This is a genomic window from Flavobacteriales bacterium, from assembly GCA_016704485.1.
Classification (GTDB): domain Bacteria; phylum Bacteroidota; class Bacteroidia; order Flavobacteriales_F; family PHOS-HE28; genus PHOS-HE28.
Genome location: JADJAA010000005.1, coordinates 83,511 through 98,737, shown reverse-complemented (window position 1 = coordinate 98,737; position 15,227 = coordinate 83,511). Strand labels below are relative to the sequence as shown.

General features: G+C 50.9%; 13 protein-coding genes. 10 read left to right on the top strand and 3 right to left on the bottom strand.

Annotation, left to right across the window (positions count from 1 at the left end; all coding sequences use genetic code 11):
* The first annotated feature begins 450 nt into the window (after positions 1-450).
* Both meaB and IPF95_18415 read left to right on the top strand, forming a co-directional pair.
* Positions 451-1,323 (top strand): methylmalonyl Co-A mutase-associated GTPase MeaB, encoded by an 873-nt coding sequence (meaB, locus tag IPF95_18420; protein MBK6476657.1) that lies wholly within the window; start codon positions 451-453, stop codon positions 1,321-1,323.
* A complete protein-coding gene (locus tag IPF95_18415; GenBank protein MBK6476656.1) occupies positions 1,277-1,450 on the top strand; it encodes a hypothetical protein in 174 nt (57 codons plus the stop codon). The genes meaB and IPF95_18415 overlap by 47 nt, the downstream gene beginning before the upstream one ends.
* On the opposite strand, the gene IPF95_18410 is transcribed toward IPF95_18415, so the two are convergent.
* Positions 1,451-1,975 (bottom strand): hypothetical protein, encoded by a 525-nt coding sequence (locus tag IPF95_18410; protein MBK6476655.1) that lies wholly within the window; start codon positions 1,973-1,975, stop codon positions 1,451-1,453.
* A gap of 122 nt (positions 1,976-2,097) precedes the next feature.
* Between IPF95_18410 and IPF95_18405 the strand changes: the two genes are divergently transcribed.
* The 5 genes from IPF95_18405 (at position 2,098) to IPF95_18385 (ending at position 7,398) form a co-directional block, all read left to right on the top strand.
* Positions 2,098-3,270, top strand: coding sequence for a pyridoxal phosphate-dependent aminotransferase (locus IPF95_18405; GenBank protein ID MBK6476654.1), 1,173 nt, complete (start codon positions 2,098-2,100; stop codon positions 3,268-3,270).
* Between the two features lie 6 nt (positions 3,271-3,276).
* On the top strand, positions 3,277-4,275 hold the full coding sequence (locus IPF95_18400; GenBank protein ID MBK6476653.1) for a D-glycero-beta-D-manno-heptose-7-phosphate kinase: 999 nt from the start codon (positions 3,277-3,279) through the stop codon (positions 4,273-4,275).
* Complete coding sequence (ubiE, locus tag IPF95_18395) at positions 4,272-4,988, top strand: bifunctional demethylmenaquinone methyltransferase/2-methoxy-6-polyprenyl-1,4-benzoquinol methylase UbiE (protein ID MBK6476652.1); 717 nt, start codon at positions 4,272-4,274, stop codon at positions 4,986-4,988. Before IPF95_18400 ends, ubiE begins: the two co-directional genes overlap by 4 nt.
* A gap of 171 nt (positions 4,989-5,159) precedes the next feature.
* Positions 5,160-5,789 (top strand): PorT family protein, encoded by a 630-nt coding sequence (locus tag IPF95_18390; GenBank protein ID MBK6476651.1) that lies wholly within the window; start codon positions 5,160-5,162, stop codon positions 5,787-5,789.
* A gap of 67 nt (positions 5,790-5,856) precedes the next feature.
* Complete coding sequence (locus tag IPF95_18385; GenBank protein MBK6476650.1) at positions 5,857-7,398, top strand: FAD-dependent oxidoreductase; 1,542 nt, start codon at positions 5,857-5,859, stop codon at positions 7,396-7,398.
* 16 nt (positions 7,399-7,414) lie between these two features.
* Here IPF95_18385 and IPF95_18380 read toward each other — a convergent pair whose 3' ends face one another.
* Positions 7,415-8,164 carry an RNA methyltransferase gene (locus IPF95_18380; protein ID MBK6476649.1) on the bottom strand — a complete coding sequence of 250 codons (750 nt, stop codon included), beginning with the start codon at positions 8,162-8,164 and terminating at the stop codon, positions 7,415-7,417.
* 97 nt (positions 8,165-8,261) lie between these two features.
* Between IPF95_18380 and IPF95_18375 the strand changes: the two genes are divergently transcribed.
* From IPF95_18375 to IPF95_18365, 3 genes are all read left to right on the top strand, one after another.
* Complete coding sequence (locus tag IPF95_18375; protein MBK6476648.1) at positions 8,262-10,724, top strand: BamA/TamA family outer membrane protein; 2,463 nt, start codon at positions 8,262-8,264, stop codon at positions 10,722-10,724.
* A 291-nt stretch (positions 10,725-11,015) separates the two neighbouring features.
* The gene (locus IPF95_18370; protein ID MBK6476647.1) at positions 11,016-12,086 is read left to right on the top strand and encodes a class I fructose-bisphosphate aldolase; all 1,071 of its coding nucleotides are present in this window, start codon (positions 11,016-11,018) and stop codon (positions 12,084-12,086) included.
* Between the two features lie 151 nt (positions 12,087-12,237).
* Positions 12,238-13,293 (top strand): T9SS type A sorting domain-containing protein, encoded by a 1,056-nt coding sequence (locus tag IPF95_18365; protein ID MBK6476646.1) that lies wholly within the window; start codon positions 12,238-12,240, stop codon positions 13,291-13,293.
* A 181-nt stretch (positions 13,294-13,474) separates the two neighbouring features.
* Here the strand turns inward: IPF95_18365 and IPF95_18360 are convergent, their stop codons facing one another.
* Positions 13,475-15,094, bottom strand: coding sequence for a choice-of-anchor L domain-containing protein (locus IPF95_18360; GenBank protein ID MBK6476645.1), 1,620 nt, complete (start codon positions 15,092-15,094; stop codon positions 13,475-13,477).
* Positions 15,095-15,227: the final 133 nt, after the last annotated feature.

The following is a 15,227-nucleotide window of genomic DNA, read 5'->3' as shown; positions in this document are numbered from 1 at the left end:
ATCCAGAAAATTATCCATACTTATTGGTTCGTCATTGTATTGAAGGGCGCAACCATTTGAGTTTCTCCCGAATCGTTAAGGAATACATCGAAGTTCTTGCGAGGCCTAAATTCACGAGATTTCCGGGATTCCGGCTAATGCAGATTTCTTGATGGCCGGATTGATCGAAATGGCCAAAAATGTACGAGCCAAAGTAAAGGTCGAGAAAGAAAGACTTGCCAGACAACCGATTTTTGGAATTGGCGCAGTTTTCAAAAGCTGACTTCATTGTGACAGGAAATACAAATGACTTTACCATGAAGACGCACAGAACTACGAGAATCGTAACTCCAAAAGAATACTGGGAGGAACATCGCTAGCGAGGATGCAGGCTGGCAACAAGCCCTTTGATCGCATTACTGTTCCGATCGATCCTTCCATCGGACCGAATGCAGTTAATTCAGTGTTCGCATGACCAAGCCGCCGAATAGCTTCCCCCCCGGCAGAGGGGGCTCCGTGAACGAACTATTTGAACACTTGCGAACTGGTGATCGTGGCGCCCTTGGCAAAGCCATTACGCTTGTTGAAAGCACACGTTCCCAGGACAGGGACACTGCAAAAGCACTGCTGGCAAGGTGCGCACCGTACAGCGGAAAAGCATACAGACTGGGTGTTACCGGCATTCCTGGAGTCGGTAAAAGCACGTTGATCGATGCGTTGGGAACGGAATTGATCCAGAGAACGCACAAAGTTGCGGTGCTGGCCATAGACCCAAGCAGTGTAACCAGCGGCGGCAGCATTCTTGGCGATAAACGCGCATGGAGAAATTGGCGCAGAATGATGATGCCTTTATCCGGCCACGTCTGCAAGGCAGGCACATTGGGCGGTGTGGCACGTAGAACGCGGGAAACGATCACCTTATGTGAAGCTGCAGGTTATGACCGGATCCTCATCGAGACCGTGGGCGTAGGCCAAAGTGAATTGGAAGTTGACCGGATGACCGATCTGAACCTGTTGCTGATGATCGCAGGGGCAGGTGATGAACTGCAAGGAATTAAACGGGGCATCATGGAAACAGCGGATATCGTTGCCATTACAAAAACAGCATCGCAGGAATTACAACGCGCAAAAAACACGCAACGTGACCTGATCAACGCGATCCATTATTTGCCCAAACGCATGAACGGCCGCCATCCGCAAGTGCTCTTAACGGATGCCTTGGCAAACACAGGCATCAAGGAATTAACCGATCATATCGAGGAGCTTTTCACGCTGGAACAGGGATCCGGTATGCTTGATGCCAAGCGCAGGAGCAAGACCTGTACTGGCTTCAAAAGCCGTTGAAGCTGGCCTTTTGGAGCGTTTCCGCGAAGACCCGAAAGCGAGAGCCGCCATGGAAAATGCTGTTAATGCCGTACACAATGGTGCTGACCCCTTTTCTGCCGCGGAGGATGTACTTGCATCGATCTGATCAGAACATGCGCCGCACTTCCTCCTTGATCGCCTGCATGGCTTCTTGACTTGGCGTGTGCGACAATTTTGCGGTATTCTCAAAGATCTTGCGGCTCAATTCCGTTCCGGAGTTCACGTTTCCGGTCTGCTCGTAGCTCAAGTTGATCAACCGAATGGTCTCCTCCTTGGCTTTCATCACCTTGGACCACGCCTTATCGCTTACATAGATCTGCTGGGTAACGTTATGCCCAAATTCCTCCCGAATGGTGCTGATCAACGCGCTATGCAGCGAGCCGGAACTCATGCTGCTCTTGTGCAATCGCAACACCAAGGCACCCGGCGAAATGCGCTCCGTGAACAGCGCAAGACGCTCATACGCTTGTAAACGTAAAGGCAAGGCATGCTTGTGATCTTCTTTCCGCAGTTCCGTAACGCGCTCACTTTGTCGCGCTCCCATGAACTGTTTTATCGCATAGAACGAGGTGAGAAAAACCACTACGGAGGGCAATATGGCCACAAGGACCAGGATCAAAGGATCGTTCATGTTCATAAAGTCGTGGACGAATATCGGGATACTGGCGCAGATGTTCGAGACCACCCCGTCCCGCTTATGTAGTTTTGCGCCCTTAACACCGGAACATCCGTTCACGGACCTAGAATCAACGCATGCGCCTGTCCCCTATTGTTTCGTCGATGACCGAATCGGCAACCTTGCTGATGGCCCGCCGGAGCCGAGAATTGCGCGCTGCTGGCCGCGACATCATCGACCTGAGCCTAGGCGAACCGGATCATGATCCACCCGCTTTCGCTTTGGATGCCGCCCGTGAAGCGTTGAACGGTAACTGGCATAAATACTCTCCGGTGAACGGTTATGCCGATGTGCGAAAGGCCATTGCCAATAAGTTCGAACGCGACAATGGTCTCTCGTTCACCCCTGACCAGATCGTGATCAGTACCGGTGCCAAACAGGCTTTGATCAACGTGATCATGAGCTTGGTAGGGCCTGGCGACGAAGTGGTGATACCTGCTCCGTTCTGGGTGAGCTACGCCTCACAAGTGCAATTGGCAGGTGGAATACCCGTGATCGTGCGGTCCACTTTGGAAGAGGATTGGAAGGTTCCTGTGGAACGGATCGCTGCGGCCATTACGCCAAAGACCCGGTTGCTCATGTTCAGTAGCCCCTGTAACCCAAGCGGTTCCGTGCTTACCAGAGCAGAACACGAAGCATTGGCGGAAGAAGTAGCGAAGCACAAGGACCTCTACGTGATCGCCGATGAGATCTACGAACATATCGTATTCGACGGATCCCATTTCAGCTTTGGATCGTTGCCCGGTATGGCGGAAAGGACCATTACGGTGAATGGACTGAGCAAAGCGTTCGCGCTTACGGGATGGCGGTTAGGGTACATGGGTGCTCCCTTGTGGATCGCGCAAGCTGCTACCAAATTGCAAGGCCAATTCACTTCCGGTGCGAATAGCATCTCACAGCGCGTTGCGAAAGCGTGCGTGGAGGCCGACCCCGCGATACTTGCTGGAATGCGCAATGATTTCCGTAGGCGACGTGATCTTGTCGTGGCAGGAGTGAACAAGATCCCCGGTTGGAAATGCAACGTTCCGCAAGGTGCATTCTACTTGTTGCCGGATGTTAGCGCTTCATTCGGAGGACCGATCAAGGGTGCCGTGGACCTTAGTTTATACCTGCTTGATAATGCCAATGTGAGTTTGGTCGAAGGCCTGTCCTTCGGTGCGGATAACACGGTTCGCATCAGCTACGCAACGAGCGATGATAAACTGGTTGAAGCCCTGCGTCGTATTGCTAAAGCAGTTGGTGAACTTTGATAAAAGATGACGCTCGCAAGTGAACGGTTCTTCGATGGCGCGCAGCGCACTACGGCACTTGTGATCGGCGATGTTATGGTGGATGCGTACCTCTGGGGCCGTGTGGAACGCATAAGCCCGGAAGCACCTGTGCCTGTAGTACAAGTACACGAACGTAGCGCCCGTTTAGGTGGTGCCGCCAACGTTGCATTGAACATGAAAGCGCTTGGCGCGAATGCCGTGGTCGTTAGCGTAGTGGGCGATGATGAGAACGCGAAGAATTTGGATCTCCGATTCAAGGAACAAGGCCTCTCAGTGGCCGGCATCATTCGATCACCCGAACGCCGAACCACGGTAAAAACCCGCGTGATCAGTGGCCATCAGCACATTGTCCGAGTTGATGAGGAACAGGAGGACGATCTATCGCTCAACGATGCGAACGCATTGATCGCTCGTGTTGAAGCACTGTTGGGATCGGAAAAGCCGGGCGTGATCGTATTGGAGGATTATAACAAAGGCGTGCTTGCGGAGAACACGATCGCACGCATCATTGAGCTAGCGAATACGGCCAAAGTTCCGGTAGCCGTTGATCCGAAGAAGCGGAATTTCCTTGCCTATCGGGGCGTTTCACTGTTCAAACCGAATCTGAAGGAGCTGCGCGAAGGACTGAAGATCGATATTGATCCAACAAGCGACAACAGTGTTTCCGACGCCGTGAACCTATTGGAAGCGCAATTGGGAAATGCGATCAGTATGATCACGTTGAGCGAGCACGGAACCTATATCCATCAGGGTGAATTGACCCATCGTATTGATGCGCATCGCCGGAAGATCGCAGATGTCAGCGGCGCTGGCGATACTGTGATCGCGGTAGCCGCATTGGCCCTGGCGCAAGGGTTGTCTGCCAAGCACATCGGGGAATTGGCGAACCTTGCCGGTGGTCTGGTGTGTGAAGAAGTTGGCGTCGTGCCCGTGGATCGTACACGTTTTCTTAGCGAATGCATCCGTCTTGAACTGCCGTCATGACCGTTACACCATATTCCCCGGATGGCTCCAAACGGCAACAAGTGGAGCAGATGTTCGATGCGATCTCGCCGAAGTACGACCTGCTGAATCGCCTATTCTCACTGGGTATTGACCAAGGCTGGCGCCGGAAAGTGATGCGCGAAGTGACCAAGGAACCCGTTCAGAAATTACTCGATGTCGCTACGGGTACCGCGGACCTGGCTATCATGGCCGCCAAGCACGTTCCTGAAGTGATCGGCGTTGATATTTCTGAAGGCATGTTGAGCCATGGCCGCACGAAAGTGACCAAAAAAGGGTTGGACCATCAGATCAAACTGCAACAAGCAGATTCCGTTGCCCTGCCATTCCCGGATGGAACATTCGATGCGATCACAGTTGCTTTCGGTGTTCGGAATTTTGAAGAACTCCAACGCGGGATCACTGAAATGCAGCGGGTGCTCAAGGCCAATGGGAGGCTTTTCGTGCTGGAATTCTCGAAGCCGCAGAAAACGCCTATGAAGCAATTGTTCCGGTTCTACTTCCACCGTGTAATGCCCTTTGTTGGTAAAGCGGTAAGCAAGGACTGCGCGGCATATTCGTACCTACCGAAAAGTGTTGAGGCGTTCCCTGAAGGCTCGGACTTCCTGAAGATCATGGTCAGCGCCGGGTTGCGCGAATGCAAGGCCGAGTCATTGACCGGAGGAATTGCTTCTCTGTACACTGGCCGCAAATAGATGGTTCACAACCGTTTGGTCATGCATAAGGCCACATACGGATCCGTGCTTAATTTCGTTGCCCATACTATGCGTCTGAATAGGTTTTTTCGAACATTGCTACCACTGTTTTTCCTGCTGGCCTCTCTAGGGTCCAGTGCGCAGGGGGTCAAGGGTATCAAGGTCAAGAACATGCCAAACTTCGATCAGCGTCGTTTTCATTTCGGGTTCCTGCTCAGCTACAACACCAGCGACTTCTATACGCGCTTGAAACCAAACTCGGTGTTCGGGGACTCGTTGTTGGAAATGCAGCATCAGAAACAACCCGGTTTCAATCTGGGGATCGTTGCATCGCTGAACATGACCAAGAACCTGAGCCTGCGGTTCTTACCTACCCTTTCGTTCCAGGACAGGATCCTGCAATATGAATTCCGGGACCCGGATCTTGGTTCTGTCTATTTTCAAAAACAGGTGGAAAGTACCTACTTGGAATTTCCGCTGCTTGTAAAACTTCGTAGTGATAGGATCAACAATTTCGCCGCATACTTGATCGCTGGTGGTCATTTCGGAATCGATATGGCAAGCCAAAAAGATGTGAATCAGGATCTGGATGACGGGGTGATCAAACTGAAAAAGAACGATTATGCTGCCGAAGTGGGCGGTGGTTTCGATATGTTCCTCCCCTATTTCAAATTCGGCATTGAGCTCAAGACCGGAATAGGGATCCCGAATTTGTTGATCGACGACGATACACGATTCAGTAGGCCCATTCAAAGCCTTCGTTCGAAGGTCTGGGTATTGACGTTTACGTTCGAAGGGTAGAACTCCTCGTTGCTCCGGAGTGCTTGAACCAAATACCGTTATCCAACAACCTCCCTACCTTGGCCGCTTGGAAAGGACCGTGGATATACTGCTATCCCCTGCTGAGGCCAATGACCCCGTATTGGTGCGCGATGCCGCCGCAGAAGCTGCTGGTTTCGCATTGAGCGAAGTTGGTACATCAAGGATCTTGAAGCGTTCAATTGATGCACGCAGCAAGCACCCGCGGTTCCAATTGCGCGTGCTTGTTTCAACGGAAGTTGAGCAACACGTATCCTACGACCCACCTGCTTTACCAGATGTGAGTTCGGCTCCCACCGTGCTGATCATTGGTTGCGGCCCTGCTGGACTATTTGCGGCATTGCGCGCTATTAGCAACGGTTTGCGGCCCATTATTCTGGAACGCGGCAAGAATGTGCGTGATCGACGAAGGGACCTAGCAGCAATAAACCGTGAGCATATCGTCGATCCGAACAGCAATTATTGTTTCGGTGAGGGCGGTGCCGGTACGTATAGCGATGGAAAGCTCTACACACGTAGCCACAAACGCGGTGATGTGAGAGAGGTGCTCAATCTATTCGTTGCTTATGGTGCACCTCCGGATATCCTGGTGGACGCCCATCCGCACATCGGTACCAATAAATTACCGGGGATCATCACGGCCATGCGCGAAGCGATTGTTGCTGCTGGTGGTCTTGTACATTTCAATTGCCACGTGGTGGACCTCATCGTGGAGAACGATCATGTTCGCGGTGTCATCACAGCAAATGGAAACGAATACCGCAGCGATGCGGTGGTATTGGCCACCGGTCACTCGGCCCGCGATGTGTTCCGGATGCTGCATGCAAAACAGATCCGTATCGAACGCAAGGACTTTGCCATGGGTGTGCGCATTGAACATCCGCAAGCGATCATCGATGCCGCTCAATACCATTGCAAGGTGCGCGATCCGTACCTCCCACCGGCCAGCTATAGCTTGGTGCAGCAGGTCGAAGGACTTGGCGTGTATTCATTCTGCATGTGTCCGGGTGGCATCATCGCACCCTGCGCCACGGAACAGGAGGAGGTGGTGACCAATGGATGGAGTCCGAGCAAACGCAATAATCCCTTCGCTAACTCCGGCATTGTGGTCACGGCACCTACCGGCACCCACGAAGATCCGCTCAGTGGGATGCTTTTCCAACAAAGCGTAGAACATGCTGCATGGGTCGCTGGCGGAAAACGGCAAACAGCACCCGCACAACGCATGGTCGATTTCATTGAAGGCAAGCTTTCGACCGACCTCCCAGCATGCAGTTATTTACCGGGCATTACGTCGTATTCCGTGCATGAACTACTGCCACAAGAGATCGCCAGCCGGTTACGGAACGGTCTGAAAGCTTTCGGTCAGAAAATGCGCGGATACCTCACCAATGAGGCGGTCGTCGTTGCTGTGGAATCGCGAACAAGCTCTCCTGTGCGCATCCCGCGTGACCCGAACACGTTGGAGCACGTGGAGATCAGCGGCTTATATCCATGTGGAGAAGGTGCCGGATATGCTGGCGGAATTGTAAGTGCAGCGATGGATGGCCAACGCGTTGCGGACCAAGTTGCGCTTCAGTTGAAGAAGTAGACTCGGTCGAACCTTGCTATCGTGGTAAACGAAGCTGCCTTGTAAATTCCATACAAAGTGCCGAAGCAGCCATTGCCACGTTCAGCGATTCGGAATTTCCTGAACCAGGAATGGCGATCAATGTATTTCTGATGGTACGCACGGCATCGGAAACACCATGGGATTCACTTCCCATGATCAACGCGGCAGGTCGCTTCAACGCAACATCGAAAACGTTCTGGCCCTCCATGGATGCTACGTATAGCGAAGTTCCTGATCGTTCTTGATCAGCTAGGAAAGAGCCAAGTTCAACGGAATGGACTTCAACACGGAACAAGGCCCCCATGCTGGCTTGTACGCATTTTGGATTCCAGACCTCTACACAGTCCGGACTGCATACCACGCGTGCAATGCCGAACCAATCCGCAATTCGCAATAACGTTCCCAAATTCCCGGGATCACGCACGCCATCCAGCACCAAGATCAATTCATTAGTACGCGTTGTACCGAATTTTTCCGGGATGCTCTTACGTACTACGGCGATCGCTTCGACCCCACTATCCAATGTCCCTAAGCGATCCAATTCATGTGCAGGAAGTACTGTGGACGAAGGCCAGTTGTACTTCAACTGCGCTTCTTCGGTAACAAAGAGCGCTTCCACGGGTCCATCGCATGCTAACAATTCAGCCACAAGCTTAGGACCCTGCACCAAAAAAAGGCCCGTGCTGTCCCGGTACTTCTTTTGCTGTAAGCTACGTACGTGCTTCAGTTCGGCTTTAGTGATCAATGGTCGGGTATATTTGGCGCGGACCAATGGAAATGGTCAGAGGAAGCGCAAAATACGTTGCAACATAGTTTAATTGGATCTCCATCGTTCACATATCTTGCTTTCCATCGCGGCCTTGCTGATCCTTATTGGTTGCGACCCCACGAAACGCGTTCCTGAAGGGCGTTATTTACTGAAAAAGAACACCGTAAAAGTTGCGGAACGTTCGGTCGATAAGGATGATCTGATCGGTATCATCAAACAGAAACCGAATAAGAAGATCCTTGGTCTGCGCTTTTATCTCACTGCGTATAACCTGCCTGATCCAGCCCAAATCGCCATTAAACGAGAGCGAAAGGATAAACGTAGAGATCAACTGAACGAGCACCGCGCAGAAGATGGCAAACTGCCCAAACCATATTCACGCACTGCTGGAGAGTGGCTTCGCGATGTAGTGGGTGAGCCGCCTGTGATTCTTGATAGTTCGCTCACCGCGCGCTCCAACCAGCAGATCCGTGCCTACATGCAACGGGAGGGTTACTTCAAAGCCATTGTGAGCGATACGGTCCATTACACGCATCGTAAACTTTTCGGGGGCCGTGGAAAACCGTACACCAAGCCTAAAGCAGAAGTAACCTATTCCGTGACACCGGGCCCCATGTACCGTTACAGGAACATCAATTACGAGATCGATGATGATCGGATCAAGTACTATGTACTGAAGGATACGATCAACGCGCGGATCAAGAAAGGACAACGATTCGATGTGGATGAACTCGATGCTGAACGTGCGCGCATAACACAGACCCTGCGTGAAGAGGGCTACCTTTTCTTTACGAAAGAACTGATTCATTATGATGCAGATACCACGGTCGGAAACCTTCAGGTGGATATTGAACTTCATTTCGAGCGCGCAGTCAGTGGTCCCGATAAGGGGTTGGCCGGAACTCCCGAAGGATCGGTCTACTCCATCGTTGACGTAACCGTTGCAACACAGCGCTATTCGCGAAGAAGCGAAGGGCTGATTCCTGATACATTGAAGTATCATGACTACGCGATCCTGTACAGCAATAAGCTCCGGTATAACCCGAACGCACTGCTCACCGAAGTCTATCTGGAACCCAATTCCCGCTTTAGGCAAAGCAATGCGGACCGGACCTATAGGCGTCTTTCCGGATTGAGGGTCTTCGATAGGATCGATATTACCTACGATACCACCCTAACAGCGGGACCTGGTCTTGCCAATGCGCGAATTGATGTGCTGCCTGGTAAAGAACAATCGGTATCCGCCGAGGCTTCCGGGACGAACAGGGGTGGATTTTTCGGGATCTCCGGATCCCTTGCCTACAAACACCGTAACCTCTTCAAGGGTATGGCAAGCGCGCAATTGCAACTTGTGCTGGGTCTGGAGGCTCAACAAAGCTTCACCAGCGCGGGCTCGCAGCAGGGAACTACCGGCGGTGTTGTGAACGAAGGACTATTCAACACCGTGGACATTGGTCCGGAATTGAGCATCCGGTTCCCGAAATTCCTTCAGCCACTTTGGTTCATTCGACCACCACGATCGACCGCGCCAAGCACAACGATCAACATCCTGTACAACTATCAAAAACGTCCGGATTATGGACGCACATTGGCCAAATTCTCCTATGGCTTCGAATGGCAGGAATCACGGTACAATACGGTCGGCTTTTTCCCGCTGGAGATCAATGTGATCAAGATCCCGGAGAAATCGGAGGCTTTCCGAACATACCTTCAACAAGCGAACGACCCGGTTTTTACGGACAGTTATACAGACCACTTGATCGTGGGTATGCGCAGTCAATTCACGCACAATACACAGGTCAATAGCAAGGCACGCAATTCATTTTTCGCGCGGATCACCGGTGAATGGGCGGCTCCGCTGGGATTCATGGGTTCCGCATCTCAAGACACTGCTGGGAATACATTCAATACCGTATCCGGCATCCGCTATGCTGAATTCCTAAAGCTGGATAGCGACCTGCGATGGCGCCATGTGATCCACGAAAAAAGCAGCTTGGCATTCCGGATTGCTGCGGGTATTGGCGTACCCTATGGGAACCTTACCGTATTGCCGTTCGAGAGCAGCTTCTTCGTTGGCGGCGCTAACGGTCTTAGAGCTTGGCGCGCACGGTCCATTGGCCCCGGTTCATACAGTGCCCCGCTACTGGCCTATGACCGCATAGGCGAGATCCGTATGGAAGCCAATGCGGAATACCGGTTCAAACTGATCGGCATTTTCGAAGGAGCACTATTCACCGACATCGGAAATATCTGGGAGTTGGAAGAGGATCCAAAGAGACCCGGTGGCGGCTTCAGCGATACATTCTTAAGCGAACTTGCAATAGGAACCGGAGCCGGTGTGCGTTTGAATTTCGACTTCTTCATTGTTCGGGTCGACCTCGGTCTCCAGACCAAAGACCCTTCGTTGCCCAGCGGTGAACGATGGCTATTCCAGCCAAAAGATCGGTACCAAGCGCAATTGGAAGAATTGGATCTGCCTTTGACGCGCTACAGGAACCAGTATAATTTCAATCTTGGAATCGGGTATCCGTTCTGATCTGCCCTTGGTTCTAATGTTGATAGTTGTTCGTTTTCCGGGTCGTTGCCCGGAATGACGTCGTTTCTCATTGGCTGCATGAACACTGACTAGCTAAAGTAACTCTGTCCAAAACTACCGGAACACGGCGCGATCGTTCCATTGCGTCGATGTGCTGCAATACATTGCAAACTATTGGTACCCGCACCCATAACGTTTCTGATATCATTCTCGTAACACACCCAAAAAACGCTTTACGCCCCACGGCCCATTGATTAGATTTGCCGCGCTAAAGAAAAACGCATCAAGTGCATGGAAAAGTTGAAGACCGGTAATATTGAGGAGCTGTTAGGCACGGACGCCAGATCGTTATTGGAACACAAGTGTGAGACCATTGACAAAGGAATGTTGCACCTGCCTGGTGCGGATTTCGTTGATCGCAGTTTTGCATTGACGAATCGTAATCCACAGGTGCTGCGTAGCTTGCAAGCGCTATACAATAACGGCCGCTTGGCGAACACAGGTTACGTGAGCATTTTACCTGTTGACCAAGGCATTGAACACAGTGCCGGAGCCAGTTTCGCTCCGAACGCTGCCTATTTCGACCCTGAGAACATTGTTAAACTAGCCTATGAAGGTGGTTGCAATGCGGTTGCTTCCACCTTTGGTGTGCTTGCTGCCAACTCCCGCAAATACGCCCATAAGATCCCGTTCATCGTGAAGATCAATCACAATGAACTGATGACCTACCCGAACAAATTCGACCAAGTATTGTTCGGTGACGTTAAGGCTGCATGGGATATGGGAGCCGTTGCCGTAGGAGCAACGATCTACTTCGGCAGTGAAGAAAGCACGCGCCAGATCACGGAGATCGCGGAAGCGTTCGAATACGCACACGAGTTGGGCATGGCCACCATCCTGTGGTGCTATATCCGCAATAATGGGTTCAAAGTAGATGGCAAGGATTACCACACCGCCACCGACCTCACTGGCCAAGCAAACCATTTAGGTGTCACCATCCAAGCGGATATCATCAAGCAGAAACTGCCTGAGACCAACGGCGGCTACAATGCGCTGAAGGGCTACGGAAAAACACATCCAAAGGTCTACAGCGACCTTACGACCGACCATCCGATCGACCTCTGCCGTTACCAAGTGGCCAATTGCTACATGGGCCGAATCGGCTTGATCAATAGCGGTGGAGCCAGCAGCGGAGCCAGTGATATGGCCGAAGCAGTGCGCACAGCCGTGATCAACAAACGCGCCGGTGGCCAAGGCTTGATCAGTGGTCGAAAAGCATTCCAACGCCCATTGAAAGAAGGCATCCAATTGCTGAACGCTATCCAAGACGTTTACGCGGACAAGAAGATCACTGTGGCGTAACACACTTCTAAACTTCTAAAGCAAGGCCTGCCGTTCTCGGTGGGCCTTGTTCGTTTTTAGCGGCCAACTTTGGCAATGATCGTAAGTCATTTCGGCACATCATAATGCTAGTGTCCCGGATCGACTATCTTGGTAGTCCGTTCGATCAATAATGGGCCTGAACTTTTATGATCATGGTAATGGTACTGTGGATCGCAGGGTCTCCGCAGACAGAAGACCCGGCGGTGGTTTAAGTGCCATGGAATATTCATCCCTCCTCCGGAGTTTCCGTACTCTCTTGGGATATTTCAACTATTCGCTGCTATGCGTAGCTGTCTTCATTTTAATTCCTCGAGCCAACGCCCAATTCAATGTTTATCACCCCTTCCCGGATAGTGGTGCTGTATGGGGGATGACAACGGGTTGCCTTGATCAAATGTGTGGAGATTGGGCCTATATCCAGAACTACATGGCGGGAGATACGCTGATCAATGGGTTTAACTACGTGAAGATCCAGGAAAATTATTTGAGTATGCCAGGTAGCGGCTGTTGCTTTCCACCAGGAGATGATGGCCCAGGTTATTTACGAGAGGATACGGCGGCCAGAAAGGTGTATTGGCGCAGTATGCAGTCGGGAGTGGAAAACCTGCTTTATGACTTCACGCTGGGTGTAGGCGATACATTAGAGGGATTTTTGGCAGATAATGGTCCAGGAGGTACTGGAATAGTAGTATCAGTGGACTCCATATTAGTTGGACCGAATTACCGTAAAAGGATCAATATTGACACCACCGAGATCTGCATTGCTTTTTCCTTTATCGAAGGAATAGGAAGCACTACTGGCCTTACGGCAGACTTCTATGGACCTGGCGAGATGGGTACCAGTTTGCGATGTTTCACACTCGGTGGTAATGTGCTCTATACTGCGCCTTGTGGTCCTCCGGACCTAGTCCCGTGCGGTGAACTGCCAATAGCGGTTGTAGAAGTCCCAGCACCAATAGGACTTCCGGTTTGTATCTCGTCCAATCCATCCTCAGGTCAATTCACCTTCAACACGCAACAACCCAAATACATCGTAGTCTACGATGCATTCGGGCGAGAGGTCTTGCAAACCTTCGGCACCACTGTTGATCTTAACGGTGAGCCGGAAGGGATGTATGTGGCTGTGTTCCCTTCGAGTGTTTCAGGGAACTACGCCCAAGTGGTCCGGCTGATCGTCTCACGGTAACAGCAATTGAATTCTTTCGATCAATGATGGACCTGAACTTTTATGATCAAGGTACTGCGGATCGCAGGGTCTCGGAAGACGAAAGACCCGGCGGTGGTTTAAAACTGGAAAAACTGGCGTTGGTTCAATTAGGTACGACCTTGGCGGTGGATCGTGAAATCGAGCTGGTTTGGTTATTTGCTTACCTATGTCCCAAGATGGTCAAATGCCCAGTTCGTGCTTCTTGTTCGTCAGTGACCTGTAAAACGTAATAATAGGTTCCGTCCGGTAGATCACGACCGTTCCACTGGTTACGGTAATTCCTGGTCTCATAGACAACATTACCCCAACGGTTATAAATATTCAATGTATTGCTCCGACTCTCGATATGATCGATCACGAAAAAATCATTGTATCCATCGCCATTCGGCGAAAACACATTGGGAATAATGATCTCACAGCCGCTGAATACATCCAATTGTTCTGTCACGCTTTGCGCACAATCATCGGTTATCGTTACCGAATAGGTGCCATCGATCAATCCCGATAGCCATGTACTTGCCATTTGATCGCCAGTGTTCCACAAATAGCTTAACTCACCAAAGCCACCAGTTGCCAATACCGAGACCGACACGCTGTCTTGGGTACAATCCAGTTCAAGGTTGTTCGTCATTGCATCAATGGGGACATAATCCAGAATAGGTACACTGGCCGTACTGATCGATGTATCTCCGCACAAATTGATAAAAGTGGCCGTTAGTATGATCTCTTCGACACCTTCCGAAATTCCATCCAGAAAGGCACTCACAGGAAAACTAATGCTATTCTGCCCATCGGGAATGGTAAATGCGCTCGGAATTTGCGTGTAATCCGTTCCGTTGATCGCCGTGCCAGAAACGGCAATATTTACGGTTAAGGTGCTATCACTTTCCGGACGTGTTATGGTAAAGAACGCATCGGTACAACCTTCTGTCAATGTGCCGTCAGCACTTGCCGTAACTATTTCCAGGTCGATCGCATTCGGGCTAGTGAACGAACCTCCTTCAATAAAAACGCCGCTGTCCAAGATGGGATCTCCCGCATCAGCGATCGCGATCTTTATATGGTACGTTTGACCACATTGTACCACTGCCTTTGCTGTCAATACCACGGTGAACCCATCGAATTGAATGTACTGCTCATCACTGGAATTAGGTTGTGTAAAGCCATCACCGTTGTCAACGTAATAGGATGAATTCACCAGATCATTCAAATTGTCGATCGTGACCGGCAATCCGGAATTAGGGATCAACGCAATGTTCGCGGCGTTATTCAAATATGGACCGCTAATGTCTGGGCCACTCAAGAAAAACCCGAACGCATCGTTGTAGCCCGCATTCACAAATTCCAAATACTCTTCACTTCCAAATACATACCGGAACTCCAACGAATCTCCACTTGGAATAAAATCGAACTCCAGCACGGCTCTATCATATGTAGTCGAGTTAGAGGCCTCATCCAGATCCGGATCGCCTTGACCATCTCCATCACCCAACGTTGCTCCGGCAGCGTTGTTCGGCCCTAACGCAACGTCGATATCGCCAGTGGCCAAAATGACCCCGGATGCTATGCCAACATTGCAGTTCGTTCCATTAAAACTACCAACTTGAACATCGATGGGAGCATTCAGAACGCCGTTGAACGTAACATTGCTAGCAGTTACTCCACCGCCCAACAGGACGTTCTGCACCAATTGCTCCGGAGTCAGTGTGTTATCCAATAATATCTGTCCTGAACATTCACTGCTCCATAAAAGCACTACGACGAGAAATACTTTGTTCATTCGATCTGTTTTACTGATATCTACAATTCGTTCCACGCTCACAATTCAAAATTCGCATGCACTATGGATAGGTCATAGACATGAGATCTACTGATCGCGTTGCCCCGTCAAATTAAAAATCAATGATAATACG